This is a genomic window from Mycobacterium sp. pUA109 (genome assembly GCF_041287095.1).
Lineage (GTDB): Bacteria > Actinomycetota > Actinomycetes > Mycobacteriales > Mycobacteriaceae > Mycobacterium.
Genome location: NZ_JBGGKS010000012.1, coordinates 1 through 16920 on the forward strand (window position 1 = coordinate 1; position 16920 = coordinate 16920).

Consider the following 16920-nt stretch of genomic DNA (forward strand, 5'->3'; position numbering starts at 1 on the left):
CCCGGAAGCTAAGCCTGCCAGCGCCGATGATACTACCCACCCGGGTGGAAAAGTAGGACACCGCCGAACACACATTAAACAGAAATACCCCCCGCCCGTCGGGGGGTATTTCTGCATCCCACTCAAAATTGCGGTCCCGCGATTAATTGTGGCTTTCTGGAAGGCGGCCGTATCCTTTGGCGAGAGCAGGACAGCCGACGGGAAGCGGAAGGCATCAGGTGGTCAAAGACACCCAAGGCGGCAGCACACAGCGGCGCGGCCGGCCCGCGGGCGGCACCGGCGCCGGCGGGGGCCGGCGCGCACCCCGCGACCAACGGCCGGACCGGCCCCGTCGAGCACCGCCGCCGCAGGCCACCGAGGAGCGGCCGCGGCGGGACGCCCCGGCGATCCCCGCGGAGGTGGAAGCCAAGCAGCTTGCCCCCGAGATTCGGCGGGAGCTCAGCACCCTGGACCGCGCCACCGCCGATATCGTGGCGCGCCACCTGGTGGCGGCCGGCGAGCTGCTCGACGACGATCCCGAAGCCGCGCTGCAGCACGCCCGGGCGGCGCGGGCCCGGTCGGCGCGGATCGCGGCGGTGCGGGAAGCCGTCGGCATCGCGGCCTACCACTGCGGTGACTGGGCGCAGGCGCTGGCCGAACTGCGCGCGGCCCGCCGGATGGGCAGCAAATCGTCGCTGCTGCCGATGATCGCCGACTGCGAACGCGGTCTGGGCCGCCCGCAACGGGCCATCGAGCTGGCCCGCGGCGAGGAGGCGACCCAACTCAGCGGCGACGAGGCCGACGAACTGCGGATCGTCACCGCCGGCGCCCGCGCTGACCTCGGTCAGCTGGAGCAGGCGCTGACCCTGCTGTCCACCCCACAGCTCGACCCCACCCGCACCGGCACCACCGCGGCCCGGCTGTTCTACGCCTACGCCGACACCCTGTTGGCGGTGGGCCGGGCCGAGGAGGCGATCCAATGGTTTGTGCGGTCGGCGGCCGCCGACACCGACGGGGTCACCGACGCCGAGGACCGGATCAGCGAGCTGAGCTGACGTGACCACCCTTGCGCACGGCCACGATTGCCTGCTGATCGACCTGGACGGCACGGTGTTTCGGGGCAGCGAACCGACCGCCGGCGCGGTGCGGGCGCTGGAGCAGGCCCGCCCGCACAGCCGCACCCTGTTCATCACCAACAACGCGTCCCGCAGCGCCGCGCAGGTCGCCGGCCACCTGTGCGACCTGGGGTTCACCGCGGCCGCCGAGGATGTGGTCACCAGCGCCCAGACCGCGGCCCACCTGCTGGCCGCGCAGCTGGCGGCCGACGCCCGGGTGCTGATCGTGGGCACCGAGTCGTTGGCCGACGAAATCGCGGCGGTCGGGCTGCGTCCGGTGCGCCGCTGGGACGACGAGCCCGTCGCGGTGGTGCAGGGACACTCCACCGACACTGGCTGGGCCGAGCTCGCCGAGGCGGCGTTGGCCATCCGGGCCGGCGCGGTGTGGATGGCGGCCAACGTCGACCGCACGCTGCCCTCCGAGCGCGGCCTGCTGCCCGGCAACGGGTCGATGGTGGCAGCGCTGCGCGCCGCCACCGACGCGGAACCCCGGGTCGCCGGCAAGCCGTCGCCGACCTTGATGACCGATGCGTTGGCCCGCGGCGACTTTCACACCCCGCTGGTCGTCGGCGACCGGCTCGACACCGACATCGCCGGCGCCAACGCCGCCGGGCTGCCCAGCCTGATGGTGCTGACCGGGGTGAACTCGGCCCGCGACGCGGTGTGGGCGGTGCCCGCCGAACGCCCCACCTACCTCGCCCACGATCTGCGCGCGCTGCACCAGCCCGCCGACACGCTGGCGGTGACGCCCCAACCCGGCTGGCGGGTGCGCGCCGACGGCGCCGTCATCACCGTCGCAGCCGACGGCAGTCACCCGGCCGACGACGGGTTGGCGGTGGTGCGCGCCGTGGCCGCCGCGGTCTGGGCGGCGCACCCCGACGGGCCCCCGGCCACCGTGCGGGCCAGCGACGACACGGCGCGCGACGCCCTGCGCCGCTGGTCGCTGGCCGAGATCGACTAGCGTTAGAAACGCCATGACGACCGAACCCGACCAGATCCGCGCTCAGATCGATGCGCTGCTCGCCGAGCTAGCGGCGGACACCGAGTCCGATCTCGATGAGATCGCCCGCCGCCTCAACGAAGCGCACGACGTGCTGGTACACGCGCTGGAATCGGTGGAGAAAGGCTGAGCACCGTGACCCGGCGTGCCCGCGTCGATGCCGAGCTGGTCCGGCGTGGACTGGCCCGATCCCGCCAACAGGCCGCCGAGCTGATCGGGGCCGGCAAGGTGTGCATCGACGGCATGCCGGCGGCCAAACCGGCGACCGCGGTCGCACTCACCGCCCAGCTCACCGTGGCCGCCGACGGCGAACGCGCCTGGGTGTCGCGCGGCGCGCACAAACTGCTCGGCGCGCTGGACGCCTTCGCGATCAGCGTGCAGGACCGGCGTTGCCTGGACGCCGGCGCGTCGACCGGCGGGTTCACCGAGGTGCTGTTGGACCGCGGGGCCGCCGAAGTCGTCGCCGCCGACGTCGGCTACGGGCAGCTGGCCTGGTCGCTGCGCTCGGATCCGCGGGTCAGCGTGCTGGAACGCACCAATGTGCGGGCGCTGCAGCCCGAGGCCATCGGCGGGCCCGTCGACGTGGTGGTGGCCGACCTGTCGTTCATCTCGCTGACCACCGTGTTGCCCGCGCTGACCGGATGCGCGACACCCGACGCCGATATCGTTCCCATGGTGAAGCCGCAGTTTGAGGTCGGAAGGGGACAGGTGGGCGCCGGCGGCGTGGTCGATGACCCGGAATTGCGGACGGCCGCGGTGGTGGGCGTCGCGCAGCGCGCCGAGCAGCTGGGCTGGCACACCGTGGCGGTGACCGCCAGCCCATTACCCGGGCCGTCCGGCAACGTCGAATACTTCTTGTGGCTGCGCGCCCGGGCCGAACGCCCGCTGGCCGGGGACGCCGTGGCGCAGGCCGTCGCGACCGCGGTGGCGGAGGGGCCGCAATGAGCGCCGAACGCACCGTGCTGCTGGTCGTGCACACCGGCCGCGAAGAAGCCACCGACACCGCGCGCCGGGTGGAGAAAGTGTTGGGCGACAACGGCATCGCGTTGCGGGTGCTGTCCGCCGAGGCCGTCGACCGCGGACCGCTGCACCTGGCGCCCGACGATATGCGCGCGCTGGGCGTCGACATCGAGGTCGTCGACGCCGACGCGCACGCCGCCCAGGGCTGCGAACTGGTGGTGGTGCTCGGCGGCGACGGCACCTTCCTGCGGGCCGCCGAACTGGCCCGCAACGCCGACATCCCGGTGTTGGGGGTCAACCTGGGCCGGATCGGTTTTTTGGCCGAGGCCGAAGCCGAGACCATCGACACCGTGCTCGACCACGTCATCGCCCGCGACTACCGGGTCGAACAGCGCATGACCCTGGACGTGGCGGTGCGCGCCGACGGGCGGATCATCGACCACGGCTGGGCGCTCAACGAAGCCAGCATGGAAAAGGGGCCGCGGCTCGGGGTGCTCGGGGTGGTCGTCGAAGTCGATGGCCGGCCGGTGTCGACGTTCGGCTGCGACGGGGTGCTGGTGTCGACCCCTACCGGATCCACCGCCTACGCGTTCTCCGCGGGCGGTCCGGTGCTGTGGCCGGACCTGGACGCCATCCTGGTCGTGCCCAACAACGCGCACGCCCTGTTCGCCCGGCCGATGGTGACCAGCCCGGATTCGACGATCGCGATCGAGGTGGAGGCCGGCGGTCACGACGCGCTGGTGTTCTGCGACGGGCGCCGCGACATGCTGGTGCCGGCCGGGGGCCGGCTGGAGGTGACCCGCTGCGACACCCCGGTCAAGTGGGCCCGGCTGGACAGCGCGCCGTTCACCGACCGCTTGGTGCGTAAGTTCCGGCTGCCGGTCACGGGTTGGCGCGGGCAGTAACGGTGCTGACCGAAATCCGGATCGAGTCGCTGGGCGCCATCAACGTCGCGACCGCCGAATTCGACCGCGGCCTAACCGTTTTGACCGGGGAAACCGGCACCGGCAAGACGATGGTGGTGACCGGGTTGCACCTGCTGGGCGGCGCCCGCGCCGACGCCACCCGGGTCCGGTCCGGGGCCGGACGCGCGGTGGTGGAGGGCCGGTTTTCCACCACCGAACTCGGGGAGAGCGCGGCCGCCCGGGTCGAGCAGATCCTGGACGCGTCGGGCGCCGACCGCGACGAGGACGGCAGCGTGATCGCGCTGCGCTCGGTCAGCAGCGACGGCCCGTCGCGCGCCTACCTCGGCGGGCGCAGCGTGCCGGCCAAGTCGCTGAGCGAATTCACCACCCAACTGCTCACCCTGCACGGCCAAAACGACCAGCTGCGGTTGATGCGCCCCGACGAACAACGCGGCGCCCTGGACCGATACGCGGCCGTCGGCCCGCGCCTGGAGCGCTACCGCAAACTGCGCGACGCCTGGCAGGCGGCGCGGCGCGACCTCATCGACCGACGCAACCGGGCCCGCGAACTCGCCCAGGAAGCCGACCGGCTGAACTTCGCCCTGCAGGAGATCGACACCGTCGACCCCCAGCCGGGGGAAGACGACACGCTGCTGGCCGACATCCGGCGGCTGTCCGAACTCGACGCGCTGCGCGAAGCGGCGTCGACGGCCCGGGCGGCGCTGGCCGGAACCCTGGACGACACCGCGGTGGAGTCGTCGTCGGCCGTGGACGCGCTGGGCCAGGCGAAGTCGCTGCTGGACGGCACCGACGACACGGTGCTGCGGGGGCTGGCCGGGCAGTTGGACGAGGCGCTGACCGTGATCACCGACGCGGCCCGCGAACTCGGCGACTACCTGGGGGAGTTGCCCAGCGACGCCAGCACATTGGAAACCAAGCTGGCCCGGCAGGCCGAATTGCGCACCCTGACCCGCAAGTACGCCGCCGACATCGACGGGGTGTTGTCCTGGGCCCGCGAATCCCGTGACCGGCTCGCCCAACTCGACGTGTCCGAGGAGGCCCTGGTCGGGTTGCAGCGCCGCGTCGAGGAGCTGACCGGCCAGCTCGCCCAGGCCGCCGTCGACCTCAGCAAGGCTCGGCACAAGGCCGCCGCCGGGCTGGCCAAGGCGGTCACCGCCGAGCTGTCCGGGCTGGCGATGAGCGACGCCGAACTGACCGTCGCCGTCACCACCCAGGTCCTGAGCGACCCGAACGGCGACGACAACCTGGCCGCGCTGCCGCTGCCGTCGGGCGAGGTGGTGCACGCCGGCGCCGACGGCGTGGACCAGGTCGAGTTCGGGTTCACCGCGCACCGCGGCACCACGGTGCTGCCGCTGGCCAAAAGCGCCTCCGGCGGTGAGCTGTCCCGGGTGATGCTGGCGATCGAGGTCGCGCTGGCGACGTCGTCGAAACAGTCGGGCGGCACCACGATGGTGTTCGACGAGGTCGACGCCGGGGTGGGCGGCCGGGCGGCGGTGCAGATCGGCCGGCGGCTGGCCCGGCTGGCCCGCACCCACCAGGTCATCGTGGTGACGCACCTGCCGCAGGTCGCGGCGTACGCCGACGTGCACCTGATGGTGGAGCCCACCGGGCGCGGCGGCGCCAGCGGGGTGCGGCGCCTGGACGGCGACGACCGGGTCGCCGAGCTGGCCCGGATGCTGGCCGGGCTGGGGGAGACCGACACCGCGCGCGCTCACGCCCGCGAACTGTTGGAGGCCGCCCAAGCCGACCGGTAGCTCGGTAGACCGGTAGCTCGGTAGCTCGCCGACTGTGCGATCCGATACGCCTCCACCCGCGTTTTGCGGATGAATCTGCACAGTCGATACCGAATAGCCGTGCTCTCCGAGACCAGCCTGTTACCAGTGTTACTTCAGACAACTTCTGAGGCTGGTGTTACGGCGCGCCTCCCGGCCTCCGCGGCCCATCCCCGACAGAATCGCACCCCATGAAGATGTCTGCGCTTCTGTCCCGTAATACGTCGCGACCCGGCGTCGTCGGCACCGCCCGGGTCGACCGCGATATCGATCGCCTGCTGCGCCGCGTGTGCCCCGGCGACATCGTGGTCCTCGACGTACTCGATCTGGACCGGATCACCGCCGACGCGCTGGTCGACGCCGCCATCGCCGGCGTGGTCAACGCGTCCCCGTCGATCTCCGGCCGCTACCCCAACCAGGGCCCGGAAGTCCTGGTCGCCAACGGGATCGCCCTCATCGACGAGGCCGGCCCGACGGTGTTCAAGAAGGTCAAAGACGGCGCCAAGATCCGGTTGCACAACGGCGGGGTGTACTCCGGTGACCGCCGCCTGGTGCTGGGCACCGAGCGCACCGACCTCGAGATCACCGAGATGATGCACGAGGCCAAAAGCGGGTTGGTCTCGCACCTGGAAGCCTTCGCCGGCAACACCATCGAGTACATCCGCAGCGAAAGCCCGTTGCTGATCGACGGAATCGGCATCCCCGACATCGACGTCGACCTGCGCCGCCGGCACGTCGTGCTGGTGGCCGACGAGTCGCACGCCGCCGAGGACCTGAAATACCTCAAACCGTTCATCAAGGAGTACCAACCGGTGCTCATCGGTGTCGGCACCGGGGCCGACGTGCTGCGCAAGGCCGGGTACCGGCCGCAGCTGATCGTCGGGGACCCCGAACAGCTCTCCGTCGACGTCCTCAAATGCGGTGCGCAGGTGGTGTTACCGGCCGACGCCGATGGCCACGCCCCGGGCCTGGAACGCATCCAGGACCTCGGGGTGGGCGCAATGACGTTCCCGGCCGCCGGGTCGGCGATGGACCTGGCGCTGCTGCTGGCCGACCACCACGGCGCGGCCCTGCTGGTCACCGCGGGGCACACCGCCAGCATCGAGACATTCTTCGACCGCAGCCGGGTGCACAGCAACCCGTCGACGTTTTTGACCCGGCTCAAGGTCGGGGAGAAGCTGGTCGACGCCAAAGCGGTGGCCACCCTGTACCGCAACCGCATTTCGGCCGGTGCCATCGCGCTGCTGGTGCTGACCATGCTGATCGCGGTCATCGTCGCGTTGTGGGTGTCGCGCACCGACACCGTGGTGCTGCACTGGATCGTCGACTACTGGAACCGGTTCTCCCTGTGGGTGCAGGGCTGGATCACCTAGCGCCGTGATCTCGCTACGTCACCACGCGATTTCGCTGGCCGCGGTGTTCCTGGCGCTGGCGATCGGGGTTGTGTTGGGTTCGGGTCTGCTCTCCGACACGCTGCTGTCCGGGCTGCGCGAGGAGAAGCGCGATCTGCATTCCCAGATCAACGCACTCAACGATCAGAAGAACGCCCTCAACGAAAAAATCAGCACGGCAAGCGATTTCGATGCGCAGGTGGCGGGCCGGATCGTGCACGACGTGTTGAGCGGCAAGTCGGTGGTGGTGTTCCGCGCCCCGGAGGCCCGCGACGACGACGTCGAGGCGGTGTCGCGGATCATCGCCATCGCCGGCGGCACGGTCAGCGGGACGGTGGGGTTGACCCAGGAGTTCGTCGACGCCAACTCCGCGGAGAAGCTGCGCACCGTGGTCAACTCGTCGATCCTGCCGGCCGGCGCCCAGTTGAGCACCAAACTCGTCGACCAAGGCTCGCAGGCCGGTGACCTGCTGGGCATCGCGCTGCTGATCGACCGCGATCCCGCCGTCCCGGCCGTCGACGACCTGCAACGCGAGACGGTGCTGGCCGCGCTGCGCGACACCGGGTTCGTCAGCTACGGGGACCAACACGTCGGCGCCGCCAACGCCGCGGTGGTCATCACCGGCGGGGCGCTGGGCGACGACGCCGGCAACAAGGGGGTCAGCGTGGCCCGGTTCGCCGCCGCGCTGGCCCCGCACGGCTCCGGCACCGTGCTGGCCGGCCGCGACGGATCCTCGTCGGGCACCGCCGCGGTGGCGGTGAGCCGGGCCGATTCCGGCATGTCCGCGGCGGTCAGCACGGTCGACGACGTCGACGTGGAGTCCGGCCGGATCACCGCGGTGCTGGGGCTGGGCGACCTGATCGGCGGCGGCCGGACCGGCCAGTACGGCACCGGCGCCGGCGCCACCGCGCTGACCGTCGCGCAGTAGCGGGCGTGTCAACAACGGCCCGACGGGGTCGGTGTTAAGGTGGGATTCCGTGGGTCGGCAGGCCCCACACCTGCGCCGTCGTCACGGAGGTCGCTGTTGCCAGCATTGCGCAAGCACCCACACACCGCTACCAAGCACCTCTTCGTCAGCGGGGGCGTCGCCTCCTCACTCGGCAAGGGACTCACAGCCAGCAGCCTGGGTCAGCTGCTGACCGCCCGCGGGTTGCAGGTCACCATGCAAAAGCTAGACCCGTACCTCAACGTCGACCCGGGCACCATGAACCCGTTCCAGCACGGTGAGGTCTTCGTCACCGAAGACGGCGCCGAGACCGACCTCGACGTCGGCCACTATGAGCGGTTCCTGGACCGAGACCTGTCCGGCTCGGCGAATGTGACTACCGGCCAGGTGTATTCGTCGGTGATCGCCAAGGAACGCCGCGGCGAGTACCTCGGTGACACGGTGCAGGTGATCCCGCACATCACCGACGAGATCAAAAGCCGGATCTTGGCGATGGCCGAGCCGGACGCCCACGGCCGCCGTCCCGACGTGGTCATCACCGAAATCGGCGGCACCGTCGGCGATATCGAGTCGCAGCCGTTTCTGGAGGCTGCCCGGCAGGTCCGCCACGACGTGGGCCGGGACAACGTGTTCTTCCTGCACGTGTCGCTGGTGCCCTACCTGGCGCCCTCCGGCGAGCTGAAAACCAAACCGACCCAGCACTCGGTGGCCGCGCTGCGCAGCATCGGTATCACCCCCGACGCGCTGATCCTGCGCTGCGACCGCGACGTCCCCGAACCGCTGAAGAACAAGATCGCGCTGATGTGTGACGTGGACGTCGACGGGGTGATCTCCACCCCCGACGCGCCGTCGATCTACGACATCCCCAAGGTGCTGCACCGCGAGGAGCTCGACGCGTTCGTGGTGCGCCGGCTGAACCTGCCGTTCCGCGACGTCGACTGGACCGAGTGGGACGACCTGCTGCGCCGGGTCCACGAACCCCATGAGACGGTGCGGATCGCGCTGGTGGGCAAATACATTGACCTGTCCGACGCCTACCTGTCGGTGGCCGAGGCGCTGCGCGCCGGCGGGTTCAAGCACCACGCCAAGGTGGAGATCCGCTGGGTGGCCTCCGATGACTGCGAGACGCCCAGCGGCGCCGCCGCGGTGCTGGGCGATGTGCACGGCGTGCTGATCCCGGGCGGGTTCGGGATCCGCGGCATCGAAGGCAAGATCGGCGCCATTTCCTACGCACGGGCCAACGGCGTGCCGGTGCTGGGGCTGTGCCTGGGCCTGCAGTGCATCGTGATCGAGGCCGCCCGCTCGGTGGGGATCACCGAAGCCAACTCCGCCGAGTTCGAACCGAGCACGCCCGACCCGGTGATCGCCACCATGGCCGACCAGGAAGACGTGGTGGCCGGCGAAGCCGACCTCGGCGGCACCATGCGGTTGGGCGCCTACCCGGCGGTGCTCGAGGAGGATTCGCTTGTCGCCCAGGCCTACGAGGCGACCGAGGTCTCCGAACGGCACCGGCACCGCTACGAGGTCAACAACGCCTACCGGGACCGGATCGCGGCCAGCGGTCTGCGGTTTTCCGGAACCTCGCCGGACGGGCATCTGGTGGAGTTCGTGGAATACCCCCCGTCGGTTCACCCGTTCCTCGTCGGGACCCAGGCGCACCCGGAGCTCAAGAGCCGCCCGACCCGGCCGCATCCGCTGTTCGCCGCGTTCGTCGGGGCCGCCATCGACTACAAGGCCGCCGAACGGCTGCCGGTGGAGATCCCCGACCAGCACCCCAACGGCAACGAGCACCACGGCGGCGTCGCGCAGCCTCTGCAAGAGCCAGCGGCCCGTGGCTGAGCACGTCTTCGAGACCGTCTCGTCGCAGATCCTGCACCAGGGAAAGATTTTCGCGCTGCGCGCCGACCGGGTCCGGATGCCCGGCGGCAAGACCGTCACCCGGGAGGTCGTCGAACACTTCGGCGCGGTGGCGGTGGTCGCGCTCGACGATGAGGGCAACATCCCGCTGATCTACCAGTACCGGCACCCGCTGGGCCGGCGACTGTGGGAACTGCCTGCCGGGCTGCTCGACATGCACGGTGAGGTACCGCATCTGACCGCCGCGCGGGAACTGCAGGAAGAGGCCGGGCTGGCCGCGGACAACTGGCAGACGCTGGTCGACCTGGACTCGACGCCCGGGTTCAGCGACGAGTCGGTGCGGGTCTATCTGGCCACCGGGCTGCGCGAGGTGGACCGCCCCGAGGCCCACGACGAAGAGGCCGACCTCATCGTGAAGTGGTATCCGCTGCAGGACGCCGTCCGCGAGGTGTTCCGCGGCGAAATCGTCAACTCGCTTGCGGTGGCCGGGATTTTGGCCGCGCACGCGGTCGCCCAGGGGGTGGCGCAGCCGCGGCCGGCGGACGCGCCCTGGGTGGACAAGCCGACCTCGTTCGCCGCGCGGCAGGCCGGGCCGTGACCACGGTGGCCTCGCCGCCGCTGCAGTCGCAGCTGCAGGGCTACCTGGACCACCTGACCATCGAGCGCGGCGTGGCCGCCAACACCTTGAGCTCGTATCGCCGCGACCTGCGCCGCTACGCCGAACACCTGGCCGTGCGCGGCATCGACGATCTGGCCCAGGTCAGCGAAACCGACGTCAGCGACTTTTTGGTGGCGCTGCGGCAGGGCGACCCGGACGCCGGGCTGTCGGCGCTGTCGGCGGTGTCGGCGGCGCGCGCGCTGATCGCGGTGCGCGGCCTGCACCGGTTCGCCGCCGCGGAGGGCATGACCGCGCTGGACGTCGCGCGGGCGGTCAAACCGCCGACCCCCAGCCGTCGGCTGCCCAAAAGCCTGACCGTCGACGAGGTGCTGGCGCTGCTGGACGGCGCCGGCGGCGACAGCCCCTCCGACGGCCCGCTGGCGCTGCGCAACCGGGCGCTGCTGGAACTGCTGTATTCCACCGGATCCCGGATCTCGGAGGCCGTCGGCCTCGACGTCGACGACGTCGACACCACCGCCCGGTCGGTGCTGCTGCGCGGCAAGGGCGGCAAGCAGCGGCTGGTGCCGGTGGGCCGGCCCGCGGTGGCCGCGCTGGACGCCTATCTGGTGCGGGGCCGCCCGGAGCTGGCCCGCCGCGGCCGCGGCACCCCGGCGATCTTCCTCAACGCCCGCGGCGGCCGGCTGTCACGGCAAAGCGCTTGGCAGGTACTGCAGGACGCCGCCGCGCGGGCCGGCATCACCGCCGCGGTGTCCCCGCACACGCTGCGGCACTCGTTTGCCACCCACCTGCTCGACGGCGGCGCCGACGTGCGCGTCGTGCAGGAGCTGCTCGGCCACGCCTCGGTGACCACCACCCAGATCTACACGCTGGTCACCGTGCACGCGCTGCGCGAGGTGTGGGCCGAAGCCCATCCCAGGGCGCGCTAACCCCCTTGCCGCGAGCGTGCGTGTCCCCGGTCGACACACCGGGGAAATTCCCGGATTTGCGCACGCTCGCGCCGCGGCGACCCGTGTAAAAGTCGAGTAGCCGCCTACCCTAGGCAACCCGACTCCGCCGACGGGATTCTCAAGGCACAACCGGCATCGACGGCCGGTTGCCTGACGTACCGGAGGTGCACGATGACGCGCTTGCTGACCCTCGGTTACGGCGCCGTGAGCTACGCGCTTTTCCTCGTCGCGTTCCTGTACGCGATCGGCTTCGTCGGCAACCTCGCGGTTCCGCTGAGCGTCGATGACGGGATGGCCGCGCCGACCGGCCAGGCGGTGGCCGTCGACGTGGCATTGCTGGGGCTGTTCGCCGTCCAGCACAGCGTGATGGCCCGCCCGGCGTTCAAACGGTGGTGGGCCCGCTTCGTCCCGCCCACCATCGAGCGCAGCACCTATGTCCTGCTGGCCAGCCTGGCGCTGCTGTTGCTGTATTGGCAGTGGCGCACCCTGCCGATGGTGGTGTGGAACCTGACATCGCCGCCGGCCCGGGTCGGCTTACACGCCCTGTTCTGGCTGGGCTGGGCGATGGTGTTGGCCGGCACGTTCATGATCAACCACTTCGATCTGTTCGGGCTGCGCCAGGTGTATCTGGCTTGGCGCGGTCAGCCCCACACCGACATCGGGTTTCGCACCCCGCTGCTGTACCGGCTGGTGCGCCACCCGATCATGCTGGGCTTCATCCTCGCGTTCTGGGCGGCGCCGACGATGACGGCCGGGCATCTGCTGTTCGCGGCGGCGGCCACCGGCTACATCCTGGTCGCGCTGCAGTTCGAGGAGCACGACCTGATCGTGATGCTGGGCGATCAGTACCGCGACTACCGGACCCGGGTGCCCATGCTGTTGCCGTGGCCGCACCGCCATCCGCAAGCCACGCCGCCGAGCATCCGGCACACAACGGCCTAAACCGCTTTCGCCATCCCGTCGGTGGATCGCGTCGGTGCCCACCCGCGGCTACGCTCGACCCAGAGCACGTCGGGAGGAGGCGGACGGCATGACTCGCGCCCAGTCGCCCCGGCTGCTATCGCTTGGCCCGCCGGTAACACTGACTGCACAGCGCCTTGCCGGCAAGGTCGGTTACCAGGAATCACCGGCGGTCACCGGCACCTTCACCACCAGCGCGCCCGTTCCGCTGCGCCTGCACCTCGACGCGCTCACCGCCCGATAGCCGCGGTGCCCCCGGTCGCGAGGGTGCGCAGAATGCCAGTTTCAGCGCGGCGGAGCCGTCATTTTGCGCACGCTCGCGCAGCGATGCAGCGATGGTTCAGCCCAAATACTCCGACTCCAGCACCAGATCGTGCAGCAGCGTCTGATACTCGACATGCGCCTTGTGCTCGACGGTGTTCCACCGCGTGCCCTGCTGCTCACGCATGTAGGCGCGGTACTTCGGGGCGCCGGGCACCTTGACGTTATCGGCGACGACGATCGCACCCGGATGCAGCCAGCCGCGGTCGACGATGCTGTGCAGGTCGGCCAGGTACGCGTCCTTGTCGTGGTCGAGGAACAGGAAGTCCAACGCCCCGGCGGCAAATCCGTGCTCGCTGGCCAGCGCATCGAGGGTGCGCCCGCCGTCGCCGATGGTGCCGACCACACACGTCACCCGGTCGGCCACGCCCGCGTGCGCCCAGATCTGCCGGGCGTTGACGGCGTTGGCCTCGGCGAGTTCCACCGAGTACACCTTGGCGGTCGGGGCGGCGCGGGCGATGCGCAGCGCGCCGTAGCCGCAGTAGGTGCCCAGTTCCAGCGCCAGCTTCGGGTCGGCCCGCCGTACCGCGGCATCCAGCAGCGCGCCCTTCTCGTCGCCGACGTTGATCAGCATCGACTTCTCGTAGGCGAACTTGTCGATGGTGGCCAGCACGTCGTCGATGTCCCCGGCGCGGGCGTTTTTCAGGACGTAGTCGACGGCCGCGGCTTCCCGCCCGTCACCGATCTGGCCCGTCGTGACGATGCCGCGGGTGCCGGCCCCGGCCATCCGCAGCACCGACCACCGCAGAAACGGCAAACGCTGTTTGAGACCCATGGTGGACAGCGTAGGCACCGCCGACGCGGATCGGTCGGCTACCTTGCCCGCGGGTCTGCCACTGCGGACCTGTTTGCGCGGTTAGACTTGCCCGGATGTTCGTCTTGTCCGCACGTGGTCTGGCCTGGGACGGTCGGGTATGACCGACCGGCCCGACGACGACGATGCCGGCGTCAGCCGGGATCAAGGGGCCGCGCCGACAAGCAGCGCCGACGACGATGATGCCGGCGTCAGCCGGGATCGAGGAGCGGCGCCGACAAGCAGCGCCGACACCGGCCCCGAGATCGGTCTGACCGGTCGGCCGCCGCGGCATACCCCCGAGCCGGCTCCGCGCACCTCGCACGGCCCGGCCCAGGTCATCGCCATGTGCAACCAGAAGGGCGGGGTGGGCAAGACCACCTCGACGATCAACCTGGGTGCCGCGTTGGCCGAGTACGGCCGCCGGGTGCTGCTGGTGGACCTGGATCCGCAGGGCGCGTTGTCGGCGGGCCTGGGCGTGCCGCACTACGAGCTGGACCACACCATCCACAACCTGCTGGTCGAGCCGCGGGTCTCCATCGACGACGTGCTGATGCACACCCGGGTCCGGCACATGGACCTGGTGCCGTCCAACATCGACCTGTCCGCCGCCGAGATTCAGCTGGTCAACGAGGTCGGTCGGGAACAATCCCTGCACCGCGCGCTGCATCCGGTGCTGGACCGCTACGACTACGTGCTGATCGACTGCCAGCCGTCGCTGGGGCTGCTCACCGTCAACGGGCTGGCCTGCGCCGACGGCGTCATCATCCCCACCGAATGCGAGTACTTCTCGCTGCGCGGGCTGGCGCTGCTGACCGACACCGTCGAGAAGGTGCGCGACCGGCTCAACCCGAAGCTGACCATCAGCGGCATCCTGGTCACCCGCTATGACCCGCGCACGGTGAACTCCCGTGAGGTCATGGCCCGGGTGGTGGAACGCTTCGGTGACCTGGTGTTCGACACGGTGATCACCCGCACCGTGCGGTTCCCGGAAACCAGCGTCGCCGGGGAGCCCATCACCACGTGGGCACCCAAGTCAGGCGGTGCCGAGGCCTACCGTGCGTTGGCGCGCGAGGTCATCGACCGATTCGGCGCGTGACCGGTCCCGAGACATCCACGCAGGGCGGCTTCCAGGTCAGACTGACCAATTTCGAGGGGCCGTTCGACCTGTTGCTGCAGCTGATCTTCGCGCACCGGCTCGACGTCACCGAGGTGGCGTTGCATCAGGTCACCGACGACTTCATCGCCTACACCCGGGAGATCGGCGCGCAGCTGGGGTTGGAGGAGACGACGGCGTTCCTGGTGATCGCCGCCACCCTGCTCGACCTCAAGGCGGCCCGGCTGCTGCCGGCCGGGCAGGTTGACGACGAAGAGGACCTAGCGCTGCTGGAGGTCCGTGACCTGCTGTTCGCCCGGCTGCTGCAGTACCGGGCCTTCAAACACGTCGCGCAGATGTTCGCCGAGCTGGAGGCGGCGGCGCTGCGCAGCTATCCGCGGGCGGTGGCGCTGGAGGAGCGGTTCGCCGACCTGCTGCCCGAGGTGATGCTGGGCGTCGACGCCGAGCGGTTCGCCCAGATCGCGGCGACCGCGTTCACGCCGCGGCCGGTGCCGACGGTGGCCACCGAGCACCTGCACGAGCTGATGGTATCGGTGCCTGAGCAGGCCGGACACCTGCTGACGCTGCTGGAGGCCCGCGGCCAGGGGCAGTGGGCGTCGTTCGCCGATTTGGTGGCCGACTGCGGGGCGCCGATCGAGATCGTCGGCCGCTTCCTGGCGCTGCTCGAACTGTATCGGGCGCGGGCGGTAGCATTCGATCAACCAGAACCACTTGGTGTGCTCCAGGTTTCGTGGACCGGAGAACGTCCGACCAACGAAGACCTAGTGAAAGACCAGTCATGACCAGCCCCGACGAGAATCTCGATGCCGATCTGGGCATCGACGTCGCCACCGCACCCGAGCTGGAAGACGCCGAGCTGGGGGCGGTGCTGGAGGCATTGCTGCTGGTGGTGGACACCCCGGTGACCGTCGACGCGCTGGCCACGGCCACCGAGCAGCCGGTGTACCGGATCGTGGCCAAGCTGCGGCTGATGGCCGAGGAACTCACCGCACGCGGCAGCGGCATCGACCTGCGGGAGGCCGGGGGCGGCTGGCGGCTGTATACCCGCGCCCGGTATGCGCCCTATGTGGAGCGGCTGCTGCTGGACGGCTCGCGGTCGAAGCTGACCCGCGCCGCCCTGGAGACGCTGGCCGTGGTCGCCTACCGCCAGCCGGTGACCCGGGCCCGGGTCAGCGCGGTGCGCGGGGTGAACGTCGACGCGGTGATGCGGACCCTGCTGGCGCGCGGACTGATCACCGAGGCCGGCAACGACCCCGACACCGGGGCGGTGACGTTCGCCACCACCGAGCTGTTTTTGGAGCGGCTGGGGTTGTCGTCGCTGGAGGAGCTGCCCGACATTGCGCCGCTGCTGCCCGACGTCGACGTGATCGACGACCTCAGCGAATCACTGGATTCCGAGCCCCGGTTCATGAAGCTCGGCGGTGGGCCGGCGCCGGATCAACCGTTGACCTTCGACGTGGATCACGACTGATGGCCGATTCCGAGGGTGTGCGGCTGCAAAAAGTGTTGTCCCAGGCCGGGGTTGCCTCGCGCCGGGTGGCCGAGAAGATGATCCTCGACGGGCGCGTCGAGGTGGATGGGCAGCTGGTGACCGAGTTGGGCACCCGGGTCGACCCGAATGTGTCGGTGATCCGGGTGGACGGCGCCCGGGTCAGCGTGGACGACTCGCAGGTGTATCTGGCGCTGAACAAGCCGCGCGGGATGCATTCGACCATGTCGGACGATCGGGGCCGCCCGTGCATCGGGGACCTGGTCGAGCATCGGGTTCGCGGCAACGCCAAGCTGTTTCACGTCGGGCGGTTGGACGCCGACACCGAAGGTCTGATGCTGCTGACCAACGACGGCGAGCTGGCGCACCGGCTGATGCACCCGTCGTATCAGGTCCCCAAGACGTATGTGGCCACCGTGCCGGGGACGGTGCCGCGCGGGTTGGGCAAGAAGCTGCGGGCCGGTGTCGACCTCGACGACGGCCCGGTGCGGATCGATGACTTTGCGGTGGTCGACGCCGTGCCCGGCAAGACGATGGTGCGGGTGACGTTGCACGAGGGTCGCAAACGCATCGTGCGGCGGCTGCTGGCCGCGGTCGGATATCCGGTGCAGGAGCTGGTGCGCACCGACATCGGTGCGGTGTCGCTGGGGGAGCAGCGGCCGGGCAGCATCCGGGTGCTGAACCGCAAAGAAATCGGGGAACTCTACAAGGCGGTGGGTCTGTGACTG

At 70.4% G+C, this 16920-nt stretch carries 18 protein-coding genes; 17 read left to right on the forward strand and 1 reads right to left on the reverse strand.

Translation table 11 applies throughout. From position 1 onward, the window contains the following. Positions 1–218 precede the first annotated feature (218 nt). From ACAG26_RS14915 to ACAG26_RS14975, 13 genes are all read left to right on the forward strand, one after another. Positions 219–1034: a tetratricopeptide repeat protein gene (locus tag ACAG26_RS14915; RefSeq protein ID WP_370483460.1), complete on the forward strand. Its 816-nt coding sequence runs from the start codon at positions 219–221 to the stop codon at positions 1032–1034. Position 1035: 1 nt separating this feature from the next. After that, positions 1036–2055, forward strand: coding sequence for an HAD-IIA family hydrolase (locus ACAG26_RS14920; RefSeq protein ID WP_370483462.1), 1020 nt, complete (start codon positions 1036–1038; stop codon positions 2053–2055). Between the two features lie 13 nt (positions 2056–2068). Further along, on the forward strand, positions 2069–2224 hold the full coding sequence (locus tag ACAG26_RS14925; RefSeq protein ID WP_370483464.1) for a hypothetical protein: 156 nt from the start codon (positions 2069–2071) through the stop codon (positions 2222–2224). A gap of 5 nt (positions 2225–2229) precedes the next feature. Then, positions 2230–3039 carry a TlyA family RNA methyltransferase gene (locus ACAG26_RS14930; RefSeq protein ID WP_370483466.1) on the forward strand — a complete coding sequence of 270 codons (810 nt, stop codon included), beginning with the start codon at positions 2230–2232 and terminating at the stop codon, positions 3037–3039. Next, positions 3036–3959 (forward strand): NAD kinase, encoded by a 924-nt coding sequence (locus ACAG26_RS14935; RefSeq protein WP_370483469.1) that lies wholly within the window; start codon positions 3036–3038, stop codon positions 3957–3959. The genes ACAG26_RS14930 and ACAG26_RS14935 overlap by 4 nt, the downstream gene beginning before the upstream one ends. Before the next feature lie 2 nt (positions 3960–3961). Continuing rightward, entirely contained in the window at positions 3962–5734 is a 1773-nt protein-coding gene (gene recN / locus ACAG26_RS14940) for a DNA repair protein RecN (protein ID WP_370483471.1), read from the forward strand. Between the two features lie 209 nt (positions 5735–5943). Then, positions 5944–7125 (forward strand): putative cytokinetic ring protein SteA, encoded by a 1182-nt coding sequence (gene steA, locus ACAG26_RS14945; protein ID WP_370483473.1) that lies wholly within the window; start codon positions 5944–5946, stop codon positions 7123–7125. Between the two features lie 4 nt (positions 7126–7129). After that, positions 7130–8071 carry a copper transporter gene (locus tag ACAG26_RS14950; RefSeq protein WP_370483475.1) on the forward strand — a complete coding sequence of 314 codons (942 nt, stop codon included), beginning with the start codon at positions 7130–7132 and terminating at the stop codon, positions 8069–8071. 105 nt (positions 8072–8176) lie between these two features. After that, positions 8177–9928, forward strand: a complete 1752-nt coding sequence (locus ACAG26_RS14955; protein ID WP_370483719.1) for a CTP synthase — start codon at positions 8177–8179, stop codon at positions 9926–9928. After that, positions 9921–10544, forward strand: coding sequence for an NUDIX domain-containing protein (locus tag ACAG26_RS14960; protein WP_370483476.1), 624 nt, complete (start codon positions 9921–9923; stop codon positions 10542–10544). Before ACAG26_RS14955 ends, ACAG26_RS14960 begins: the two co-directional genes overlap by 8 nt. Continuing rightward, positions 10541–11491 carry a site-specific tyrosine recombinase XerD gene (gene xerD / locus ACAG26_RS14965; RefSeq protein ID WP_370483477.1) on the forward strand — a complete coding sequence of 317 codons (951 nt, stop codon included), beginning with the start codon at positions 10541–10543 and terminating at the stop codon, positions 11489–11491. The genes ACAG26_RS14960 and xerD overlap by 4 nt, the downstream gene beginning before the upstream one ends. Before the next feature lie 192 nt (positions 11492–11683). Next, entirely contained in the window at positions 11684–12454 is a 771-nt protein-coding gene (gene mddA / locus ACAG26_RS14970) for a methanethiol S-methyltransferase (protein WP_370483478.1), read from the forward strand. Between the two features lie 88 nt (positions 12455–12542). Next, on the forward strand, positions 12543–12716 hold the full coding sequence (locus ACAG26_RS14975) for a hypothetical protein (RefSeq protein ID WP_370483480.1): 174 nt from the start codon (positions 12543–12545) through the stop codon (positions 12714–12716). Between the two features lie 96 nt (positions 12717–12812). Here ACAG26_RS14975 and ACAG26_RS14980 read toward each other — a convergent pair whose 3' ends face one another. Next, entirely contained in the window at positions 12813–13568 is a 756-nt protein-coding gene (locus tag ACAG26_RS14980; RefSeq protein ID WP_370483481.1) for an O-methyltransferase, read from the reverse strand. Positions 13569–13707: 139 nt separating this feature from the next. Between ACAG26_RS14980 and ACAG26_RS14985 the strand changes: the two genes are divergently transcribed. From ACAG26_RS14985 to ACAG26_RS15000, 4 genes are read left to right on the forward strand one after another with little or no spacing between them, the layout of a single operon-like run. Next, positions 13708–14685, forward strand: a complete 978-nt coding sequence (locus ACAG26_RS14985) for a ParA family protein (RefSeq protein ID WP_370483483.1) — start codon at positions 13708–13710, stop codon at positions 14683–14685. Then, on the forward strand, positions 14682–15485 hold the full coding sequence (locus ACAG26_RS14990) for a segregation/condensation protein A (protein ID WP_370483485.1): 804 nt from the start codon (positions 14682–14684) through the stop codon (positions 15483–15485). The genes ACAG26_RS14985 and ACAG26_RS14990 overlap by 4 nt, the downstream gene beginning before the upstream one ends. Then, a complete protein-coding gene (gene scpB / locus ACAG26_RS14995) occupies positions 15482–16174 on the forward strand; it encodes an SMC-Scp complex subunit ScpB (protein WP_370483490.1) in 693 nt (230 codons plus the stop codon). Before ACAG26_RS14990 ends, scpB begins: the two co-directional genes overlap by 4 nt. After that, positions 16174–16917, forward strand: coding sequence for a pseudouridine synthase (locus ACAG26_RS15000; protein WP_370483493.1), 744 nt, complete (start codon positions 16174–16176; stop codon positions 16915–16917). The genes scpB and ACAG26_RS15000 overlap by 1 nt, the downstream gene beginning before the upstream one ends. Positions 16918–16920: the final 3 nt, after the last annotated feature.

Bases quoted from the DNA above. Each gene is read 5' to 3' on its own strand.
- ACAG26_RS14925 (WP_370483464.1), top strand. From the start codon at position 2,069: ATGACGACCGAACCCGACCAGATCCGCGCTCAGATCGATGCGCTGCTC.
- ACAG26_RS14980 (WP_370483481.1), bottom strand. From the start codon at position 13,568: ATGGGTCTCAAACAGCGTTTGCCGTTTCTGCGGTGGTCGGTGCTGCGG.
- mddA (WP_370483478.1), top strand. From the start codon at position 11,684: ATGACGCGCTTGCTGACCCTCGGTTACGGCGCCGTGAGCTACGCGCTT.
- ACAG26_RS15000 (WP_370483493.1), top strand. From the start codon at position 16,174: ATGGCCGATTCCGAGGGTGTGCGGCTGCAAAAAGTGTTGTCCCAGGCC.
- ACAG26_RS14935 (WP_370483469.1), top strand. From the start codon at position 3,036: ATGAGCGCCGAACGCACCGTGCTGCTGGTCGTGCACACCGGCCGCGAA.
- steA (WP_370483473.1), top strand. From the start codon at position 5,944: ATGAAGATGTCTGCGCTTCTGTCCCGTAATACGTCGCGACCCGGCGTC.
- ACAG26_RS14985 (WP_370483483.1), top strand. From the start codon at position 13,708: ATGACCGACCGGCCCGACGACGACGATGCCGGCGTCAGCCGGGATCAA.
- scpB (WP_370483490.1), top strand. From the start codon at position 15,482: ATGACCAGCCCCGACGAGAATCTCGATGCCGATCTGGGCATCGACGTC.
- ACAG26_RS14975 (WP_370483480.1), top strand. From the start codon at position 12,543: ATGACTCGCGCCCAGTCGCCCCGGCTGCTATCGCTTGGCCCGCCGGTA.